The 16592-nt window shown below is 67.5% G+C and carries 15 protein-coding genes and 1 pseudogene; 7 read left to right on the forward strand and 9 right to left on the reverse strand.

The genetic code is table 11. The annotated features are described in order from the left end of the window. Position 1 precedes the first annotated feature (1 nt). Entirely contained in the window at positions 2-313 is a 312-nt protein-coding gene (gene csgH, locus CupriaWKF_RS21320) for a curli-like amyloid fiber formation chaperone CsgH (protein ID WP_276102742.1), read from the forward strand. 45 nt (positions 314-358) lie between these two features. On the opposite strand, the gene CupriaWKF_RS21325 is transcribed toward csgH, so the two are convergent. The 3 genes from CupriaWKF_RS21325 to CupriaWKF_RS21335 form a co-directional block, all read right to left on the reverse strand. Continuing rightward, positions 359-832 (reverse strand): YbaK/EbsC family protein, encoded by a 474-nt coding sequence (locus CupriaWKF_RS21325; protein ID WP_276102743.1) that lies wholly within the window; start codon positions 830-832, stop codon positions 359-361. Positions 833-920: 88 nt separating this feature from the next. Further along, positions 921-1859 carry a LysR family transcriptional regulator gene (locus tag CupriaWKF_RS21330; protein WP_276102744.1) on the reverse strand — a complete coding sequence of 313 codons (939 nt, stop codon included), beginning with the start codon at positions 1857-1859 and terminating at the stop codon, positions 921-923. Between the two features lie 98 nt (positions 1860-1957). Further along, on the reverse strand, positions 1958-3271 hold the full coding sequence (locus CupriaWKF_RS21335) for an MFS family transporter (protein ID WP_276102745.1): 1314 nt from the start codon (positions 3269-3271) through the stop codon (positions 1958-1960). 407 nt (positions 3272-3678) lie between these two features. Here CupriaWKF_RS21335 and CupriaWKF_RS21340 point away from each other — a divergent pair, with 407 nt between their 5' ends. Further along, complete coding sequence (locus tag CupriaWKF_RS21340) at positions 3679-3993, forward strand: hypothetical protein (RefSeq protein WP_276103359.1); 315 nt, start codon at positions 3679-3681, stop codon at positions 3991-3993. A gap of 27 nt (positions 3994-4020) precedes the next feature. On the opposite strand, the gene CupriaWKF_RS21345 is transcribed toward CupriaWKF_RS21340, so the two are convergent. Next, positions 4021-4773: an SDR family oxidoreductase gene (locus CupriaWKF_RS21345; RefSeq protein ID WP_276102746.1), complete on the reverse strand. Its 753-nt coding sequence runs from the start codon at positions 4771-4773 to the stop codon at positions 4021-4023. 163 nt (positions 4774-4936) lie between these two features. Here CupriaWKF_RS21345 and CupriaWKF_RS21350 point away from each other — a divergent pair, with 163 nt between their 5' ends. Both CupriaWKF_RS21350 and CupriaWKF_RS21355 read left to right on the forward strand, forming a co-directional pair. Then, entirely contained in the window at positions 4937-5836 is a 900-nt protein-coding gene (locus CupriaWKF_RS21350) for a LysR family transcriptional regulator (RefSeq protein ID WP_276102747.1), read from the forward strand. 186 nt (positions 5837-6022) lie between these two features. Beyond that, positions 6023-6211, forward strand: a complete 189-nt coding sequence (locus tag CupriaWKF_RS21355) for a hypothetical protein (protein ID WP_276102748.1) — start codon at positions 6023-6025, stop codon at positions 6209-6211. Positions 6212-6265: 54 nt separating this feature from the next. Here the strand turns inward: CupriaWKF_RS21355 and CupriaWKF_RS21360 are convergent, their stop codons facing one another. The 3 genes from CupriaWKF_RS21360 to fumC all read right to left on the reverse strand — a co-directional run bounded on the left by CupriaWKF_RS21360 (position 6266) and on the right by fumC (position 9709). Further along, a complete protein-coding gene (locus tag CupriaWKF_RS21360) occupies positions 6266-7213 on the reverse strand; it encodes a pseudouridine-5'-phosphate glycosidase (RefSeq protein ID WP_276102749.1) in 948 nt (315 codons plus the stop codon). Positions 7214-7349: 136 nt separating this feature from the next. Continuing rightward, complete coding sequence (locus CupriaWKF_RS21365) at positions 7350-7901, reverse strand: BON domain-containing protein (protein ID WP_276102750.1); 552 nt, start codon at positions 7899-7901, stop codon at positions 7350-7352. A gap of 401 nt (positions 7902-8302) precedes the next feature. Next, complete coding sequence (fumC, locus tag CupriaWKF_RS21370) at positions 8303-9709, reverse strand: class II fumarate hydratase (RefSeq protein WP_276102751.1); 1407 nt, start codon at positions 9707-9709, stop codon at positions 8303-8305. Between the two features lie 123 nt (positions 9710-9832). Between fumC and CupriaWKF_RS21375 the strand changes: the two are divergent. Further along, a pseudogene (locus tag CupriaWKF_RS21375) lies at positions 9833-9971 on the forward strand (LysR family transcriptional regulator); the annotation flags it as partial. Positions 9972-10059: 88 nt separating this feature from the next. Here CupriaWKF_RS21375 and CupriaWKF_RS21380 read toward each other — a convergent pair. Continuing rightward, complete coding sequence (locus CupriaWKF_RS21380) at positions 10060-10410, reverse strand: four-helix bundle copper-binding protein (RefSeq protein ID WP_224081108.1); 351 nt, start codon at positions 10408-10410, stop codon at positions 10060-10062. Between the two features lie 268 nt (positions 10411-10678). On the opposite strand from CupriaWKF_RS21380, the gene CupriaWKF_RS21385 reads away from it, so the two are divergent. Next, positions 10679-11065 (forward strand): hypothetical protein, encoded by a 387-nt coding sequence (locus CupriaWKF_RS21385; RefSeq protein ID WP_276103361.1) that lies wholly within the window; start codon positions 10679-10681, stop codon positions 11063-11065. On the opposite strand, the gene CupriaWKF_RS21390 is transcribed toward CupriaWKF_RS21385, so the two are convergent. Next, positions 11059-13050, reverse strand: a complete 1992-nt coding sequence (locus CupriaWKF_RS21390; protein ID WP_276102752.1) for a diguanylate cyclase — start codon at positions 13048-13050, stop codon at positions 11059-11061. The two genes, CupriaWKF_RS21385 and CupriaWKF_RS21390, sit on opposite strands and share 7 nt — an antisense overlap. Before the next feature lie 292 nt (positions 13051-13342). Between CupriaWKF_RS21390 and CupriaWKF_RS21395 the strand changes: the two genes are divergently transcribed. Next, positions 13343-16579: an EAL domain-containing protein gene (locus CupriaWKF_RS21395; protein WP_276102753.1), complete on the forward strand. Its 3237-nt coding sequence runs from the start codon at positions 13343-13345 to the stop codon at positions 16577-16579. Positions 16580-16592: the final 13 nt, after the last annotated feature.

Genomic DNA, 16592 nt, shown 5'->3' on the forward strand with positions numbered 1-16592 from the left:
CATGCAAGCCGACACCAACCTGCAGGCCTGGCTGGAAGCGCACGCCGCCAATGGCGTGACGACGATTGCCGCCTACGTCAGCGCGGCCCGTGAGGCGGATCTGCAGTACGACATCCGCCTGCGCAGCAGCGGGCGGGGCAATTCGTCGGCTGTCGCGCAGAGCGGCACGGTGCACGTGACGCAGAACCAGCCCAGCCAGGTGTCGTCGATGGCGGTGACGCCCGTATCGGGCGGCAAGTGCGAAGTGGACCTGACGGTGCGCGAGGGCAATGCGGTGGTGGGCCGCTACACGCTCGACTGCAGCGCAAAATGACCACGGCCGGCGCATGGCCGGCCGTTGCGGTCGCCAGGTTCGCGGCTACATCATGCGCCGCGAGAAATGCCCCTGTTCGGCATCCGACATCAGTTTCGAGAACTGGTCCATGCTCATGTGCACCAGTTCCTGGTGGTCGCCCGCTTCGAAGTAGACGTCGGGGTGTTTCATCAGGCTGTCGTCGACATAGGTCTGCATGCCATACGCCATGGCCACGGGCGGGATCGCGCCGAGGTCGCAGTCCTTGAAGACTTCGCGGATCTCGTCTTCATGCGCCAGCACCAGCTTGCGGCCGGTCTGCTCGCACAGCGCGGCCATGTGCAGGTGATGGCTCGACGGGATCACGGCAGCGACGTAGCCGTTCTCGTCTTCCAGCAACAGGGTCTTGGCCAGGCGGTCTCCGGGTATGTGCGCAGCCTCTGCAGTGGCCATGCTGCTGAGGGTGTAGGGGTGGTGGACGATGTCGTACTGCGAATTCTTGCTGCTCATGCAGCTCGCCAGCGTACTTGCGAGGGCCATGATTGCTCCTCTGGATGCGAAGGCCGGCACCCCCCGGGCACCGGCAGGACCAAGGGTTTTCCTTGTGTACCTACTATAGACCGTGAGGTCAGCCCTGGCGTGGCGCGGGGGTATCGTGCAGCCGCGGCCACACGGCCTGGAGCTCGGTCTTCAGGAAGGTCAGCAGGCAGCGCGTGGCCAGGGTCTGGTAGCGGTTGGGCATGGTCAGCATATAGAGCTTGCTGCCGAACACGCTGATGCGGTAGCCGTCCAGCAGCGAAGTGAGCGTGCCGTTGGCCAGTTCATCGCCGATGGCGTAGATCGGGAAGAGGCCAATGCCCAGCCCGGCCATCACGGCGTCTTTCAGGAAGGCGAAGTTATCGGAACTCAGCGTGAGCTCCAGCACCACCTGCTCGCGCGTGGTGCCGCCTTGCGGTGGCGTGCCGGACACCTTGAGCTTCTGGCCGACCGGTGATGCGCACACGACGGCGTGTCCATCGAGCTCGGCCAGCACCCGCGGCGCGGGATGCGCGGCCAGGTAGGCCGGTGCGCCGCAGACCACCCAGTCGACCTCGCCGATCTCGGTGGCCACCACCGAGTCGGGTGGCGTGGAGATGATGCGCAAGGCCACGTCGACGTCTTCCGACACCAGGTTGTGCACGCGGTTGTCGAACACTACGTCGAGCAGGATGTCGGGATAGCGCTGCTTGAACTGCACCAGCAGCGGCGACAGCATGGTATGCCCGAGCCCGGTCGGCACCGACAGGCGCACATGGCCCTGCAGGCTCTTGCCCATATTGCTGATCAGCGCATTGGCCGCCGCGACTTCCCCCAGGATGTTGCGCCCGTGCTCGTAGAGCCCGGCGCCCACGGGCGTGGGTTCGACGTGCCGCGTGGTCCGCCGCAGCAGCTGCACGCCAAGCTCTTCCTCCAGCGCCTTGAGGTGGTAGCTGACGTTGGCCCGCGTCATCTTGAGCTTGCGCGCGGCGGCGCTGAGGTTGCCGGCGTCGACGATATCGACGAACAGGCGCAGGGCGTTGAGATCCATGGGGGAGACAGGCAGTTCAGGGCGCGGGCCGCCGGCGGCGGCATCCGCACCCGTATATTGCCACGCGCCGGCGGCGGCACCCGCCGCGGGGGCCGCGCTCAGTGCTCGTGATGGAGGTATTTGGCCTGGCGCGGCAGGCGCAGGCTGACCAGGAAGGCGATCACCATCATCGCGGTGACATACCAGTAGAACGCGGTTTCGTGGCCGATCGACTTGAGGCCCAGCGCGACATACTCGGCCGAGCCGCCGAAGGCCGCGTTGGCGATCGCATAGGCCAGGCCAACGCCCAGCGCCCGTACTTCAGTGGGGAACATCTCCGCCTTCACGATGCCGCTGATCGACGTATAGAAGCTGACGATGGCCAGCGCCACGCAGATCAGCACGAACGCCAGTTCGGGGCTCGATACCGTGCGCAGCGCGGTCAGGACCGGCACCGTGGCGAGCGCACCCAGCGCGCCGAACAGCAGCATGTTGTTGCGCCGGCCGATGCGGTCGGACAGGGCGCCGAACACGGGCTGCATGCACATATACAGGAACAGGCATCCTGTCATCACGTAGCTGGCGGTCTTGATCGACATGCCGGCGGTGTTGACCAGGTACTTCTGCATGTACGTGGTGAAGGTGTAGAAAATCAGCGAACCGCCGGCGGTATAGCCGAGTACGGTGAAGAAGGCGGCCTTGTGGTTGCGGAAGATCTCCGCCACGCTGCCCGCCTCCTTGCTGCCGCGCGTGGCCGCGGACGAGGTCTCTTGCAGCGTGCGGCGCAGGAACAGTGCCACCACCGCCGTGATGGCGCCGACCACGAACGGAATGCGCCAGCCCCAGGCCTTGAGTTCCGCTTCATCGAGCAGCTGCTGCAGGATCACCACGACCAGCACGGCCAGCAACTGGCCGCCGATCAGCGTGACGTACTGGAACGACGAAAAGAAGCCGCGCCGCCCGCGCAGTGCCACCTCGCTCATGTAGGTCGCGGTGGTGCCGTACTCGCCGCCCACCGAAAGGCCTTGTATCAGGCGTGCCAGCAGCAGTAGCGCCGGTGCCCAGTTGCCAATGCTGCCATAGGTCGGCAGGCTCGCGATCAGCAGCGAGCCGAAGCACATCATCAGCACCGAGATCAGCATGGAGTTCTTGCGGCCGTGGCGGTCGGCAATGGTGCCGAACAGCCAGCCGCCGATCGGCCGCATCAGGAAGCCGGCCGCGAACACGCCCGCGGTGTTCAGCAGTTGCGCGGTGGGGTCGGCCTTGGGGAAGAACGAGGGCGCGAAGTAGATGGCGCAGAAGGCGTAGACGTAGAAGTCGAACCATTCGACGAGGTTGCCGGAAGAGGCGGCAACGATGGCGAAGACGCGCTTGCGCACCTCTTCGGGCGAAGGCGCGGCGGCCTGGTTGGGCGTGGCTGTGAGATCGGTCATTGTTGTGTTTTGCTATCAGGGGGCGGCGATGCAAGGGGGCTGGCCGCAATCAGCACTGGCAGCAGGATGGCTCGCGCCGGTTGGAATGCCGCCGGGTTCCGGGGTGGGGCGGCAGGGGAGGAGGGCGAGGGCATCTGGCCCGTGCTGACGGCGTGAATCCGCGCAACTGCGGCGCGTTAAAGGCTGAGAGCCTACCCCGATCAGGGGCTGCTGCACACCCCGGCATGTCGCGGCAATCTATTGCATTGCAACATTTGTTACGTGGCGATGAGGGCTCGCGGGCGATTGTCCCGCTGGCTGGACACACTGTCTTGGCGCAAGCGCCCCCCGGGGAATGGTGATGACCGACTTGAAAGCCGCGTGCCAGTGGACAATGATGGGCCTGAGCGTCCCCAACTCCCATGCCGATGACCCATTCCCCGCGCAACTGGCTGTGCCTGATCCTGCTCGTGGCAAGCGGGCCGTCATGGGCGCAGGACCTGGTCGAATGCAGGCGCATCGACAAGGACCAGCTTGCCTCCGCCAGCACCGAGACGCTGCTGTTCCTGCGCTGCCGCGCGCGCCGGATTTCCTACGAGGCACCGCGGCTCAAGGGTGTGTCGCAGCGCGTCAAGGACGACGTGATGTTCGCGTGCCTGGACCAGGCCGACGCGGTCGAGCACCAGTTGCGCGTGCGGCATGGCTATACGCGCGAGTCGCTGGCGCGCGAACGGTGTGAATAGCGGCTCGCCGCCATGACACCGCGATGCTCATGCGAACCCGCCATTGGCCCGCAGCACCTGCGCATTGACCCAGTCCGCATCGGGCCCTGCCAGGAATGACACCACGGCGGCAATGTCCTCTGGCGTGCCGAGCCGCTCCAGCGGCGGCAGCTTCGCCATCTGCTCGATCTGCGCCTGGCTTTTGCCTTCCAGGAACAACTCCGTCGCCACTGGGCCCGGCGCCACCGCATTCACCGTGATACCGCGTCCGCGCAGTTCATTGGCCAGCACGCGCACCAATCCTTCCACGCCGGCCTTGGACGCGATGTACGGGCCATAGCCAGGGAACGAGCGAGCGATCACGCTGGTCGACAGCGCGATGATGTGCCCGCCGGCGCCGAGGCGGCTCGCTGCCTGTGACAGCACCAGGAACGTGCCGCGCAGGTTGGTGGCAATCACGCGGTCGAACGCTTCCAGGTTTTCCATCGAGATGTTCGCCATGGGCAGCACGCCGGCGCAGTTGACCACGACATCGACACGGCCGAACGCTGCCTGCGCGGCATCGAACATGCGCGTCACGTCGTCGGGCCGCGCCACGTCCGCCCGCACGGCGATCGCGTTGCCGCCGCCTTCCCGGATGCCGGCGACAGTGGCCTGCGCCTGCGCGGTGTTGCCTGCATAACCCACCGCCACGTCAAAGCCGTCGGCGGCCAGGCGCAGCGCGATGGCGCGTCCGATGCCGCGCGAGGCGCCGGTGACGATGGCCGCCTTGCGGCCGGTGGTGGAATGGCTTGCGTCCATGATGCCCTCCGTGGGGGCCGGGGAATGCCCCAGCGTGGTTTCGATGGAGCTATGATGGACGTTGATGCTGGCTGGATAAATACCAGGAAACCGAAAGGATTCTCCAACCAGCGCCAACAATTCCGGCCCGATGGGCGGCCATTTGTGCCGACTAATGCTCCTTATGGATCGACTCGACACCCTGCGCCTGTTCACCCGCATCGTCGAACTGGGCAGTTTCACGCGGGCAGCCGGCGCGCTGGATATCCCGCGGGCGACGGCCACGCATGCGATCAAGGAAATGGAAGCTTCGCTGGGCGCGCGCTTGCTGGAGCGCACCACGCGCCAGGTACGCCCGACGGCCGATGGCCAGGCGTTCTATGAACGCTGCCGGCGCATCCTGACCGAACTCGAAGATGCCGAGGCGGCGCTGAGCACGTCCACGGCCAATCCGCGCGGCACGCTGCGGCTGGACCTGCATGGCGTGCATGCGCGCGAGATCATCCTGCCGCGCATCGCGCAGTTCCGGCAACGCTATCCGCAAGTCGCGCTGGTGATCAGTTCCGGCGACCGGCTGGTCGACCTTGTACGGGAAGGCATCGACTGCGTGGTGCGCGCGGGGCAGCCGCGCGACTCCTCGCTCGTGGTGAAGCGGCTCGCGCTGATGCCGGAAGTGATTTGCGCCAGTCCGGACTACCTGGCGCGCTTCGGCACGCCGCGCCATCCGGACGAACTCGCCGCGCATCGGGCGGTCGGGTTCTTCTCGGCGAGCCACGATGTCCGCTACCCGCTGACACTGACCGTGGATGGCGCCGTCACCGAGTACAAGCTGGACAGCGAGGTATCGGTCAATGACGCCGAGAACTACACCGTGTGCGCGTTGTCTGGTTGCGGCCTGATCCAGGTGCCGCGTTTTCGCGTGCAGCCCCATCTCGATGCGGGCCGGCTGGTGCAGGTGCTGGCCGACTGGCCATGCCCGGACCTGCCGGTGTCCGTGCTTTACCCATACCACCGGCAGCTGTCGCCGCGCGTGAGGGTTTTTGTCGACTGGGTCCGGCAGGTGTATGCGGAGGTGTTTGGGTAACGGCGCAGCCAATATCTACGCGATCTACCAGCAGCGCCACCAGCTTTCGTCGCGTATCCGGCTGTTCGTGGAATTCCTGGCGCTGAAGTCCAGCGAGTTTGAAAAGTAGGGCGCGATCACGCGATCACGCCAGTTCGCTGCCGCAGGCTGGCTGCCCTGCGTACAATGCGGGGCTCGACTCCTGGGATGATGTCCGTGAAGAAAACCGACCTGGAAAAAAACAAGGGCCTGAAGATTGCCAACAACATGAAGCAGGCAGGCGCCAATCGTGCCGGCTCCCTGCCGAAGACGAAGGGCCAGCAGAATGCCGGCAAGACCGGATTGCTCGGCAAGCTGTTGGGCAAGGCGCTGCCGCCGGAGAAGGCGGAGGACTGAAGTGCAGGCTTCGGCGCGTGGGCGTGGATGCGCGGCGGGCCGTACTCAGATTACTCAGACCGGCCCGGCGCCGCGTGCAGCCCGGGCCAGCGCCAGCGCAAGCCGGGCGCCGACTTCGGCATTGTGTTTCACCAGCGCGATATTGGTCGCCAGGCTGCGGCCGCCCGTGAGCGCCTTGATGCGCGCCAGCAGGAATGGCGTCACGGCCTTGCCCGTGATGCCTTGCGCCTGCGCCTCATCGAGCGCCTGCTGCGTCCATGCGTCGATGTCCGCTGACGGCATCGCCGCCGCTTCCGGCACCGGCGTGCTCAGCAGCACGCCGCCCGCTAGCCCGAGATCCCATTTTGCGCGGATAAAGCGCGCCTGTCCGGCGGGATCATCCAGCCGGTAGTCCGCGCGAAAGCCGCTGTCGCGCGTGTAGAACGCCGCGACATTGTCCTGTTCGCAACTGAGCACGGGCACGCCATGGGTTTCGAGATATTCGAGCGTGAGCCCGATATCGAGGATCGACTTGGCGCCCGCGCACACCACGGCCACCGAGGTCCGCGCGAGTTCCTGCAGGTCGGCCGAGATATCGAAGGTCTCCTGCGCGCCGCGGTGCACGCCGCCGATGCCGCCGGTCACGAATACCTCGATGCCGGCCAGCGCCGCGCAGATCATCGCGCCCGCCACGGTGGTGGCGCCAAGCTCGCCGCTGGCCAGTACGGCCGGCAAGTCGCGGCGGCTCACCTTGTGCGCTTCACCGGAACGGCCGAGCCGTTCGAGTTCATCGTCCGACAGGCCAATGCGGATGCGCCCGTCGATCAGCGCGATCGTCGCGGGCTCGGCACCCAGAGCGCGGATCACCGCTTCGACCTCGCGTGCCGTGCGCACGTTTTCCGGGTAAGGCATGCCGTGCGCGATGATGGTCGATTCCAGCGCGACCAGCGGGCGCCCGGCGGCACGCGCGGCGGCCACGGGCGCGCTGAAGGTCAGCCAGGAATGGGCGAGGTTGGAATCCATGTCGGTGTAGCTTCACCGGGTTGCGGGGGATGGGTGATTATGGGGGTTGTCTTGCCTGCCAGGCACGTTGCAACAAGAATCTGGCCTCCGTTGCATAAATCCGTCCGCGTAATCGACATGGACATGGTGATCCAGCCTACGGCACCGACCTGTCGACCGCACCGGCTTTCATACTGCCCTGCGATGCCTTGCGAAACTGCGCATAAGGCACTCCCCGCTCCGGATGCGCAGTTGTTTCATCGATGACGCGCTCGACATCGGGAACCTCGCGTAACGCGGCCATGAACTGCGCCATCGGAAAGTCCGGTGCCACGCAGCCCTGGACCAGCATCCAACGCTGCCACACCGTCACCCACAAGGTACTCTGTCGCCATCCCGGCAGGTTGGCCGACAGCCATTGCAGCCGGCGGCGCGTGCTGTCGGCAATCTCCTCGTCGTAAGCGAAAGCGTTTGGCAGGCGGCAGCGCCCTTCCAGCCAACAGTGGTTGCCGTGTTCGACGCGGTGATGGGATTCTCGCTTCCACTCGGCTTCATTCACGCGCGGGCCGGCGGGTTCCGGGCAATCGGGAATTGCAGCGGAGACCTGGAAGAACGGGTCATGACCACGGTTCTGCAGGTCGTCCTCGGCATGAATGCCCGGCGTCACCAGCATCAGTGCGCACAGCATGCCGCAGTAGTCGAACTTCATCGATGTCCTCCTGACCGCCGGTGCTCTCGCATTCCGCCACTGTTCAGCGACCGCGGGGAAAGAATGGGCCTACTTGCCGCTGCGCTTGCCACCGATTCCGACCTTGCCGCGTCCGACCTTCCGATGCGGTACACAGGGGCGCAGCCTCTTTCTGGAGCCAGCCGTCAACGTGACGTGCTCCGCAGGGTAGCGGGTTGTTCTATGCAGCGCGACCTGATAAGCAGGATGGCCCGGATCTATGCGCTTGATAGCTGGCATGGTTGGCGCCTCCTCAAAGAACTCTGGTTCGAAAAGGTACGGAGTGAAAGAGATAGTCAGAGGTAGCCGCCCTGAAGGCACAGGGCGTGATCTGATGGCGGATGGGACATCGCATCGTCGGGTGCGATGCCCGTCTCCATGCCCTACACCTCCCTGGTCATACCCTTCAGGTCAATCCACGCGGCAAACTGTTCCTCAGTCACGTGACCGGACGCGATCGCCGCCTCGCGCAGCGACAGGTTGCGCTTGACCGCCAGCTTGGCGATCTCGGCGGCCTTGTCGTAGCCGATATGCGGGTTGAGTGCGGTCACGGGCATGAGCGAGCGTTCAAGCAGCTCGGCAATGCGCTCGCGGTCTGCTTCCACGCCTTCGACCATGTGTTCGGCGAAGCTCGACGCGGCATCGGCCAGCAGGGTCACCGACTGCAGCAGGCTGTAGACGATCACCGGCTTGTACGCATTGAGTTCGAGCGTACCCAGCGCATTGGCCAGCGTGACCGTGGTGTGGTTACCGATCACGCGGCAGCACACCATCGCCAGCGCTTCAGCCTGCGTCGGGTTGACCTTGCCGGGCATGATCGACGAGCCCGGTTCGTTGGCCGGCAGCTGCAGCTCGGCAAAGCCGGCGCGCGGGCCGGAGCCGAGCAGCATGAAGTCGCGCGCGATCTTCAGGAACGAGGATGCCGTCGTGTTGAGCGCGCCGGACAGGTCGGCCAGCGCATCGTGCGCGGCCTGCAGCGCATAGCGGTTGGGCGCCGGCTCGAACGGCAGGCCGGTGTAGTCGGCCAGCGCCCGCGCGAAGGCAGCGGCAAACCCGGGCGGCGCGTTCAGGCCGGTGCCCACTGCCGTGCCGCCCTGCGCGACGGGCATCGCGCGCAGCATGGCCTGCTGCAAGCGCGACTGCGCGTCGGCCACCTGCGTCATGTAGCCCGAGAATTCCTGGCCCAGGGTCAGCGGCACTGCGTCCTGCAGGTGCGTGCGGCCGACCTTGACGATGTCGGCGAACGCATCCACCTTGCGCGCGAAGGTCTGCTGCAGCAGCTCCAGCGCGGGCAGCAGCTTCTGCTGGATCGCGCGCGTGGCGGCGATGTGCATGGCCGTGGGGAAGCTGTCGTTGGACGACTGGCTGGCGTTGACGTGGTCGTTCGGGTGCACCGGCTTCTTGCTGCCTACCTGGCCGCCCAGCAGCTGGATGGCACGGTTGGAGATGACCTCGTTGAGATTCATATTGGTCTGCGTGCCCGAACCGGTCTGCCAGACCGACAGCGGAAACTCGTCGGGCCACTGGCCTTCGATCACTTCGCTGGCGGCGTGTTCGATGGCGCCGGCCAGTTCTTGCGGCAATACGCCCAGCTCGCGGTTGGCGCGCGCGGCGCATAGCTTGAGGACGGCGAACGCTTCAATCAGCGCGGGTGGCATCTTTTCATTGCCGATGCGGAAATTCTGGCGCGAGCGTTCGGTCTGCGCCCCCCACAGGTGATCGGCGGGGACTGGCACATCGCCGAGACTGTCTTTTTCAATGCGGGTGGCGGAGGAAGACGGTGCGGACATTGACAAGCTCCTGGCAACGGGGAGAGAGGGAGACCGGTCATGACGCGGCATGGCCGCCTATGGCCGTCCTCTAGGATAGTGCTTCATGGTTTCCGGCAGTTTCGCCATTCCCCTGCCGCCAGCATGCTTATCGCCCGGCTCGGGTTCTTCTTCATGGTGGCGCGCATGGGCAGCCTGACCCCGGCCGCCAGGCGCCCGGGCCTGTCGCAGCCGATCATTCACGGCGCAGATCCGCGCACCGGAAGAGGCCGATGGCGTCGAGCCGGCCGGTTGGAAAGCGCCGGGCCCGCTAGCAGAGATCGCGTGATGCGGCCGGCCCGTTCCTGGCGCCGGCCCGTGGCATGCGACGGCTAGGCCGTCATCTTCAGGCAGGCTTCCATGCAAGCCGCGCAGGCGCGCGCGCACTCCTGGCAATGATCGGCGTCGTGCCGCTCGCACTCTTCCTTGCACCACTTGCAGACTTCGGCGCAGTCCTCGCAGACGAGCGGGGCGAATTCGCTGTTGCGCAGCATATAGGACGCGGCCAGTTGCGCAATGCCGGCGCAGTCCATGTCCAGCGCGATGCAGCGCGCCATCTTGCGCACGTCGGGCTCTTCCAGGCATGCCGCGGCGCACTTGAGCGCGGCGGCGGCACAGGCATTGCAGGCGGCAATGCAGTCGGCGTAGCGGCGGGCGTTTTCCTGCACGGTGGGTCGGATCATGGGAGCGTCCTCCTTGGGGGGATCGGTGACGGGGACAGGTACAGACCCGCGGCGGTGACGGCAACGGCGGTCGCGGGCAACCGTTATCCACAATAGCAGGCGCGCACGCGTCCTGCCGGGAAGGGTTTGCTGCACAGCAGTGATCTACAATGCCGCCTGCGCCGCACAACCGATTACGGGAATGGTCATGGCGGTGGCACTTGCCCCCCTTGGCCGTGCTCTAATCGGAAAGACGGCATTCCACAAGCGGCAGGAAAGGACGGACATCATGGGCGAGGCAAAACGACGGGGTACGCCCCAGCAGCGGGCTGAAGAAGCGCGTGCGAAGAAAGAGGCCTTGCGCCCGGCGCAACTGGTCTGCGGCCACTGCAAGACTGCTTTCCAGGAATTTGACGAGCTGGACGTGCCCGGGCTGCCCGGCATCGACGCCGTTTTCGGCGGGCAGTGCCCGGCCTGCGGCAACGACGTGGTCGTCTTCAAGGGCGAGTCGAACGCCGTGGCCGAGGCGATGATCGCCTGGCAGAAGATGCTCGGCGCCGACGCGCAGCTGGGCTACCAGTCCAGCGACGGCCGCCATGTGTCGTATGAGCCGGGCAGCGATGGCGGCGAAGATCCCGGTGGCGCGGGCGGCACACCGCGCGGCACGGTTCACTGAGCGCTGTCGACGGTGACCAGTTCCGGCGGGCCGATCTCGTAGCGGCCCCGTCCGGCGCCCTTGGCGCGGTACAGCAGCACGTCGGCCAGGCGCATCAGTTCGCGGTCCTGGGTCGGGCCGCCGTCGTACAGCGCCACGCCGATGCTGACGTCGATGTCGGCGAAGGTGCCTTCGAAGTGAAAGCGCTGGCCCACCGCGCACAGGATCGCGGTGGCCACGCTGCGGGCGGCGGCCGCGTTGCCGACGCCTTCCAGGATCACCGCGAATTCATCGCCGCCAAGGCGCGCCACCGCGTCCTGCTTGCGCACGCAGCCCAGCACGCGCTTGGCAAAGGCCTGCAGCAGCAAGTCGCCGGCGGCATGCCCGTGGATGTCGTTGACGGCCTTGAAGCGGTCCATGTCCAGGTACAGCAGCGCCATCCTGCCGCCGGTTTCGCGGCAGTTCGCCATGGCATGCTGGAGCCGGCTTTCGAACGCGCTGCGGTTCAATAGCTGCGTCAGGTGGTCCGTGCTGGAAATATGCGACAGGCGCATGGTCTCGAGCTTGCGTGGCGTAATGTCCTGCACGTGGATATGCACGCCGACCACTTCGCTGCCGTCCGCGCTCCATTCGGGGCGGTAGCTGGTTTCCATGCAGCGGTACTCGGGATCGTTGTCTTCGGACTCGAATGTCACCACGGCCCCGGCCAGTGCGCGTTGCAGATAGGGCTGGGCCCTGGCATAGCGCGTTTCGCCCAGCACCTCGCGCACGGTCTTGCCGCGCAGTTCCTCCGGTGTCAGGCCGAAGGTGTGTTCATAGGCGATGTTGTTGAACACATAGCGCTCGTCCGTATCGATAAAGGCCAGCAGCGACGGCAGCGTGTCGGTCACGGCGCGCAGGCGCCGCTCGCTGCGGCCCAGTTCCTGGCGCCGGTCGCGCACGTCGCGCATGAGGCGGGTGAACGCGCGCGCCAGGTCGCCGATCTCGTCGCGGTGCTGCCGCGACGGCAGGCGTTCGAACGCGGACAGGTCCGAAGCACTGTCCCTGACCACCTCATGCAGCCGCGTGAGCGGCGTCAGCAGGTAACGCACGGCCAGCCAGATGGAGGCGGCCACCAGGACCAGCGCCAGGCCGGCCAGCATCAGCAGGCGCTCCTGCATGCGGTGCAGCGGTGCGTAGGCCTCGCGCGCGGGCAGCAGCGCCACGAGTTCCCAGCCCGTGGTCGACATCAGGTAGCGCGAGACCACCGGGCGCGTGGGCGTCAGGAATTCGAACAGCGCGGCGCGGTCGTCCTGGCCGCAGGTATCGCCGATGGCGCGGGCGGGCTGGCGCGCCTGCGCCGGGTCGGGATGCTGCACGTAGACGGGGCGGCTGCCCGCCGAGACAAGGCAGTAGAAGCCAGTGGTTCCCAGCCGGTTGTGCAGTACCTCCACGAGGAAGTTCGAGCTCGACAGGTCGAGCCAGCCGCCCACCAGGCCGGCAAACTGCCCTTGCGCCGAAATGACCGGCACCGCCACCATCACGCCAAGGCGGTCATTGATGCGCCCCCGGATCGGTGGGCTGACCACCGGCGTGCGCGTGCGTGCCGCTTCGCGGAAATAGCCGCGGTCGCCGACCTCGGCGAACACCCCGCCGTCGCCCAGCGCGGTGCCGCGCGCGTCGACCACCATCAGCGCGTTGAACGCGCCGGGAACCGGGACGGCGCGCCGGACCTGCATCATTGCCTGGGCCAGTGCGGCGTGCCCCTGCGCGCCGCGCGCCGTGGCAAGCAGGCCGCCAAGCTGCCCCGCCTGCTGCGTCAGCAGCATGATGCGGTCTTCCATGGCGGTGTCGAGCTGGTCCGCGGACAGCTTGACGATCGAGTCCTGCTCGTCCTGGAGCACGTCATGCAGGTCGCGGTGCGCCGCGTGCAACGACGTGAGCACGATGCCGGTGCCGAACACCGCGGCCAGGACCGTGGTGATCAGCGCGATACGCGCTTTCAGCGTGGGCAAGAAGACGGGCATGCGGGGGCGAGGTTCGGAAATCGGCTTGCCGCGCGGGGCCGGGTCCGGGCAGGCGGGGCGCTCGGCGGAACGCCAGCGGCACAACCCTACCATACCCGGCGCGGTCACGGCAGGCAGGCAATGTGCGGGGATTGACATAGCCGGCACGCTGGACTTGCGGACGGCTGTCCTTCTTCATGGCGGGATGCGTGTGGATCCGGACTGTGCGCGCAGGGGCGCGCCAAGGTATAGTGCCCCGTTGCCTGCAAGGCGCGGGCGTGCGCCGCGCGGCCTTCCACGAACTCCGTCCGCCATGAAACTGCGTTTGCCATCGTCCGCCGTGCCCGGCTTGCTCGCGTTGCTGGTTGCCGCGGGTGGCACGCTGTTGACGGCCACCGCCTGGCAGCAGGCGGCGCAACCGGAGCAGCACCTGGCGCAGCAGCGCTTCGACGCGCTGCTGGCCGATACCACGGCCGCGCTGCGCGCGCGGCTGCAGGAGAACGACCAGTTGCTGCGTGGCGTGGCCGCGCTGATGACGGCCAACCCGGCCACGTCGCGATCCCAGTGGCGCAACTACCTGTATGCGGCGCAGTTCGACGAGTTGCCGCCCGGCACGCAAGCCGTCGGCTATGCACCGGTGGTCCGGCGCGACGGCGTCGCTCGCCTGGCCGCCGCCGCCCATCGCGACGGCCTGTCCGATTTCAGCATTGCGCCCGCGGAGGTGCGCGATGTCTACGTGCCCGTCTTCTATATCGAGCCGTTGGCCGGGCGCAACGCCCGGATGCTGGGTTTCGACATGCTGTCCGAGCCGGCGCGCCGTGCCGCGCTGGAGGCCGCGCGCGACAGCGGCGAGCCGCGCGCCACCGCGGGGCTGGAGCCGATGCGCGAGGCCGAGTCCGCGACGCACCAGCTGGGCGCGCTGGTGGTCCTGCCCGTGTATGGCAGCGGCGAGGCGCTCAACAGTGTCGAAGACCGGCGTGCGGCGGTCATTGGCTATGTCTATGCGTCGCTGCGCCTGGGCGACCTGATGCGCAGCGTAACGGGGCGCGCCGCCGACGAGCTGGTGCTGTCGCTCCATGAAGGCCCCGCCAGCGCGCACGGCAAGCTCGTGTCGGGCGATCTCACCGATGGCGAGCGCCGTGACGACGGCCATCTTCCGATGCTCGCCACCGACCGGCAGTTCGACTACGGCGGACGGACGTGGACCTTGCGGGCGGCATCCCGCCCCGCGTTTGAAGCGGTCCACGGCACCGACCGTGCCCGCATGACTGCCGCCGCTGGCGCGCTGGCCACGCTGCTCATGACGCTGCTGACCTTCATGCTGGCGCGCCAGCGCGCGGCCGCCAGGCAGGACGCCCTGGCAGCCGACAGCCGCCGCGCCGCCGACCATGCCATGCTGCAGGCATGCATGGCGTTGGCTTCGGACGGATTCCTGGTGACCGATGCCGAGGGCAAGGTGATGAGCGCGAGCGAACGCGCGGCGCATTGCTTTGGCACGAGTGCCGACGAACTGCGTGGCCGGGCGCTGGCCGATCTGGTGCCGGGGGTTGCCGGCATTGCCATGGCGTCGGTAGCGCCGTCCGGGCAGGCCACGGCCCAGCGCGAGCTCGAGGGCGTGCGCGCCGACGGCAGCCGCTTCCCGCTGCGGGCCGGCATGGCGCGACTGTCCGGCAAGGGGTCCGGCGAGCCCGCCCGCTCGCTCTGGATCCTGACCGACCTCGATGAACTGTGGCGCGCGCGCCAGCAGGCCGCCGTGCAGGCCGGCCGCTACGCGAGCCTGGCCGACCACGCGCCCATGTGTGTCATCACCTTCGATGAGGACGGGTGCATCACCGGCATCAACCGCGCGGGCCGGCACATGCTCTGGTATCCGGAAACCGATCCTGGCGCCGGTATGCGCTACGTCGACCTGTACGTGGCCGACGAACTGGCCGAGCGCGCGCGCGAACTCTCGCGCGAGCTCGGGGAATCCGTCGCGCCGGGGCTGCCGGCGCTGGTGGCGAAGGCGCGCCTCGGGCTGGTGGACGAGCGCGAATGGACGTGGCTGCGCAAGGGCGGCTCGCGCCTGCCGGTACAGGTGACGTTGCGCACCTTGCCCGCCGAAGAAGGCCAGCCGCGCGAGTACCAGGCCATCGCCTGCGACCTGACCGAACGCCACCGCGTGGACGAGTACATCCGCCACCTGGCGCTGCATGACGCGCTGACGGGCCTGCCCAACCGCGCCGAACTGACCGAGCGCTGCGAAGCGCTGCTGCTGCACGGGCGCCGCCACGGCGAGCGCGTGGCCCTGCTGCTGCTCGATCTCGATCACTTCAAGCACATCAACGAATCGCTGGGCCATCCGGTCGGCGACGACGTGCTGCGCACCATCGCCGACCGCCTCAAGGCCGCGGTGCGCCAGGGCGACCTGGTCGCGCGCATGGGCGGCGACGAGTTCGCCGTGGTGCTGAGCGGGCTGCGCCAGGACAGCGAGGCCGAACTGGCTGCCTCGAAGATCCTTGCGCGGGTGTCCGAGGAGCTCGAGATCCACGGGCAGCGGCTGCGGGTGACGCCGTCGCTAGGCATCGCGATGTTCCCGACCGACGGCGAATCGCTGACCGACCTGCTCAAGTCGGCCGATGCCGCCCTGTACGCCGCCAAGCAGGGCGGCCGGGCGCAACAGCGCCGCTTTTCCAGCGAGATGGGCGAAGCGGCGCTGGCCCGTCTCACCATCGAGGGGCTGCTGCGCCGGGCGCTCGACGAAGACGAGTTCACGCTGCGCTACCAGCCCATCGTCGACGCCACCACGCTGGCCGTGGCCGGCGTGGAGGCGCTGATCGCCTGGCAGACGCCGGAGCGCGGCACGATGTCGCCGTCCGAGTTCATCCCGATTGCCGAGCAGTGCGGCCTGATTGGGGCGCTGGGCGAATGGGCGCTGGCCACGGCCTGCCGCGAGATCCAGGCGCTGCGCGTAGCGCTGGGCCGCGATATCGAGGTGGCCGTGAACATCTCGCCGCTGCAGTTGCGCCAGGCCGGGTTTCCCGACGTGGTCGCGCGCTGCCTGCAGCAGACCGGACTGCCGCCGGCCAGCCTGGTCATCGAGGTCACGGAGGGCATCCTGGTCGATGGCGGCGAGACCACCATCGACACTTTCCACCGGCTGCGCGAACTGGGCGTGCAGCTGTCGATCGACGACTTCGGCACCGGTTACTCGGGCCTGCACTACCTGACGCGGCTGCCGATCAACCGGCTCAAGATCGACAAGTCCTTCGTCGATGACGTCGCCACACCCGGGCATGACCAGGTCGTGGCGGCGGCGATCATCACGCTCGGCCACCAGCTGCACCTCAAGGTCGTGGCCGAAGGCGTGGAGACCATGGCGCAGTTCGAGTTCCTGCGTGCGCAGGGCTGCGATGCGCTGCAGGGCTATCTGTTCTGCCGCGCGGTGGGACCCGACACGCTGCGCGAGGTGCTCGACAGCGGCTTCGAGCGCATGCTGCCGGCCGATGCCTGGCGCGACGGCGCTGCGGAGCCCGCCGGACGCGCCACCCACCCAAGAATCAGCCGGTAGCCGGGCGTCTTCA

It is taken from the genome of Cupriavidus sp. WKF15 (assembly GCF_029278605.1).
GTDB lineage: Bacteria > Pseudomonadota > Gammaproteobacteria > Burkholderiales > Burkholderiaceae > Cupriavidus.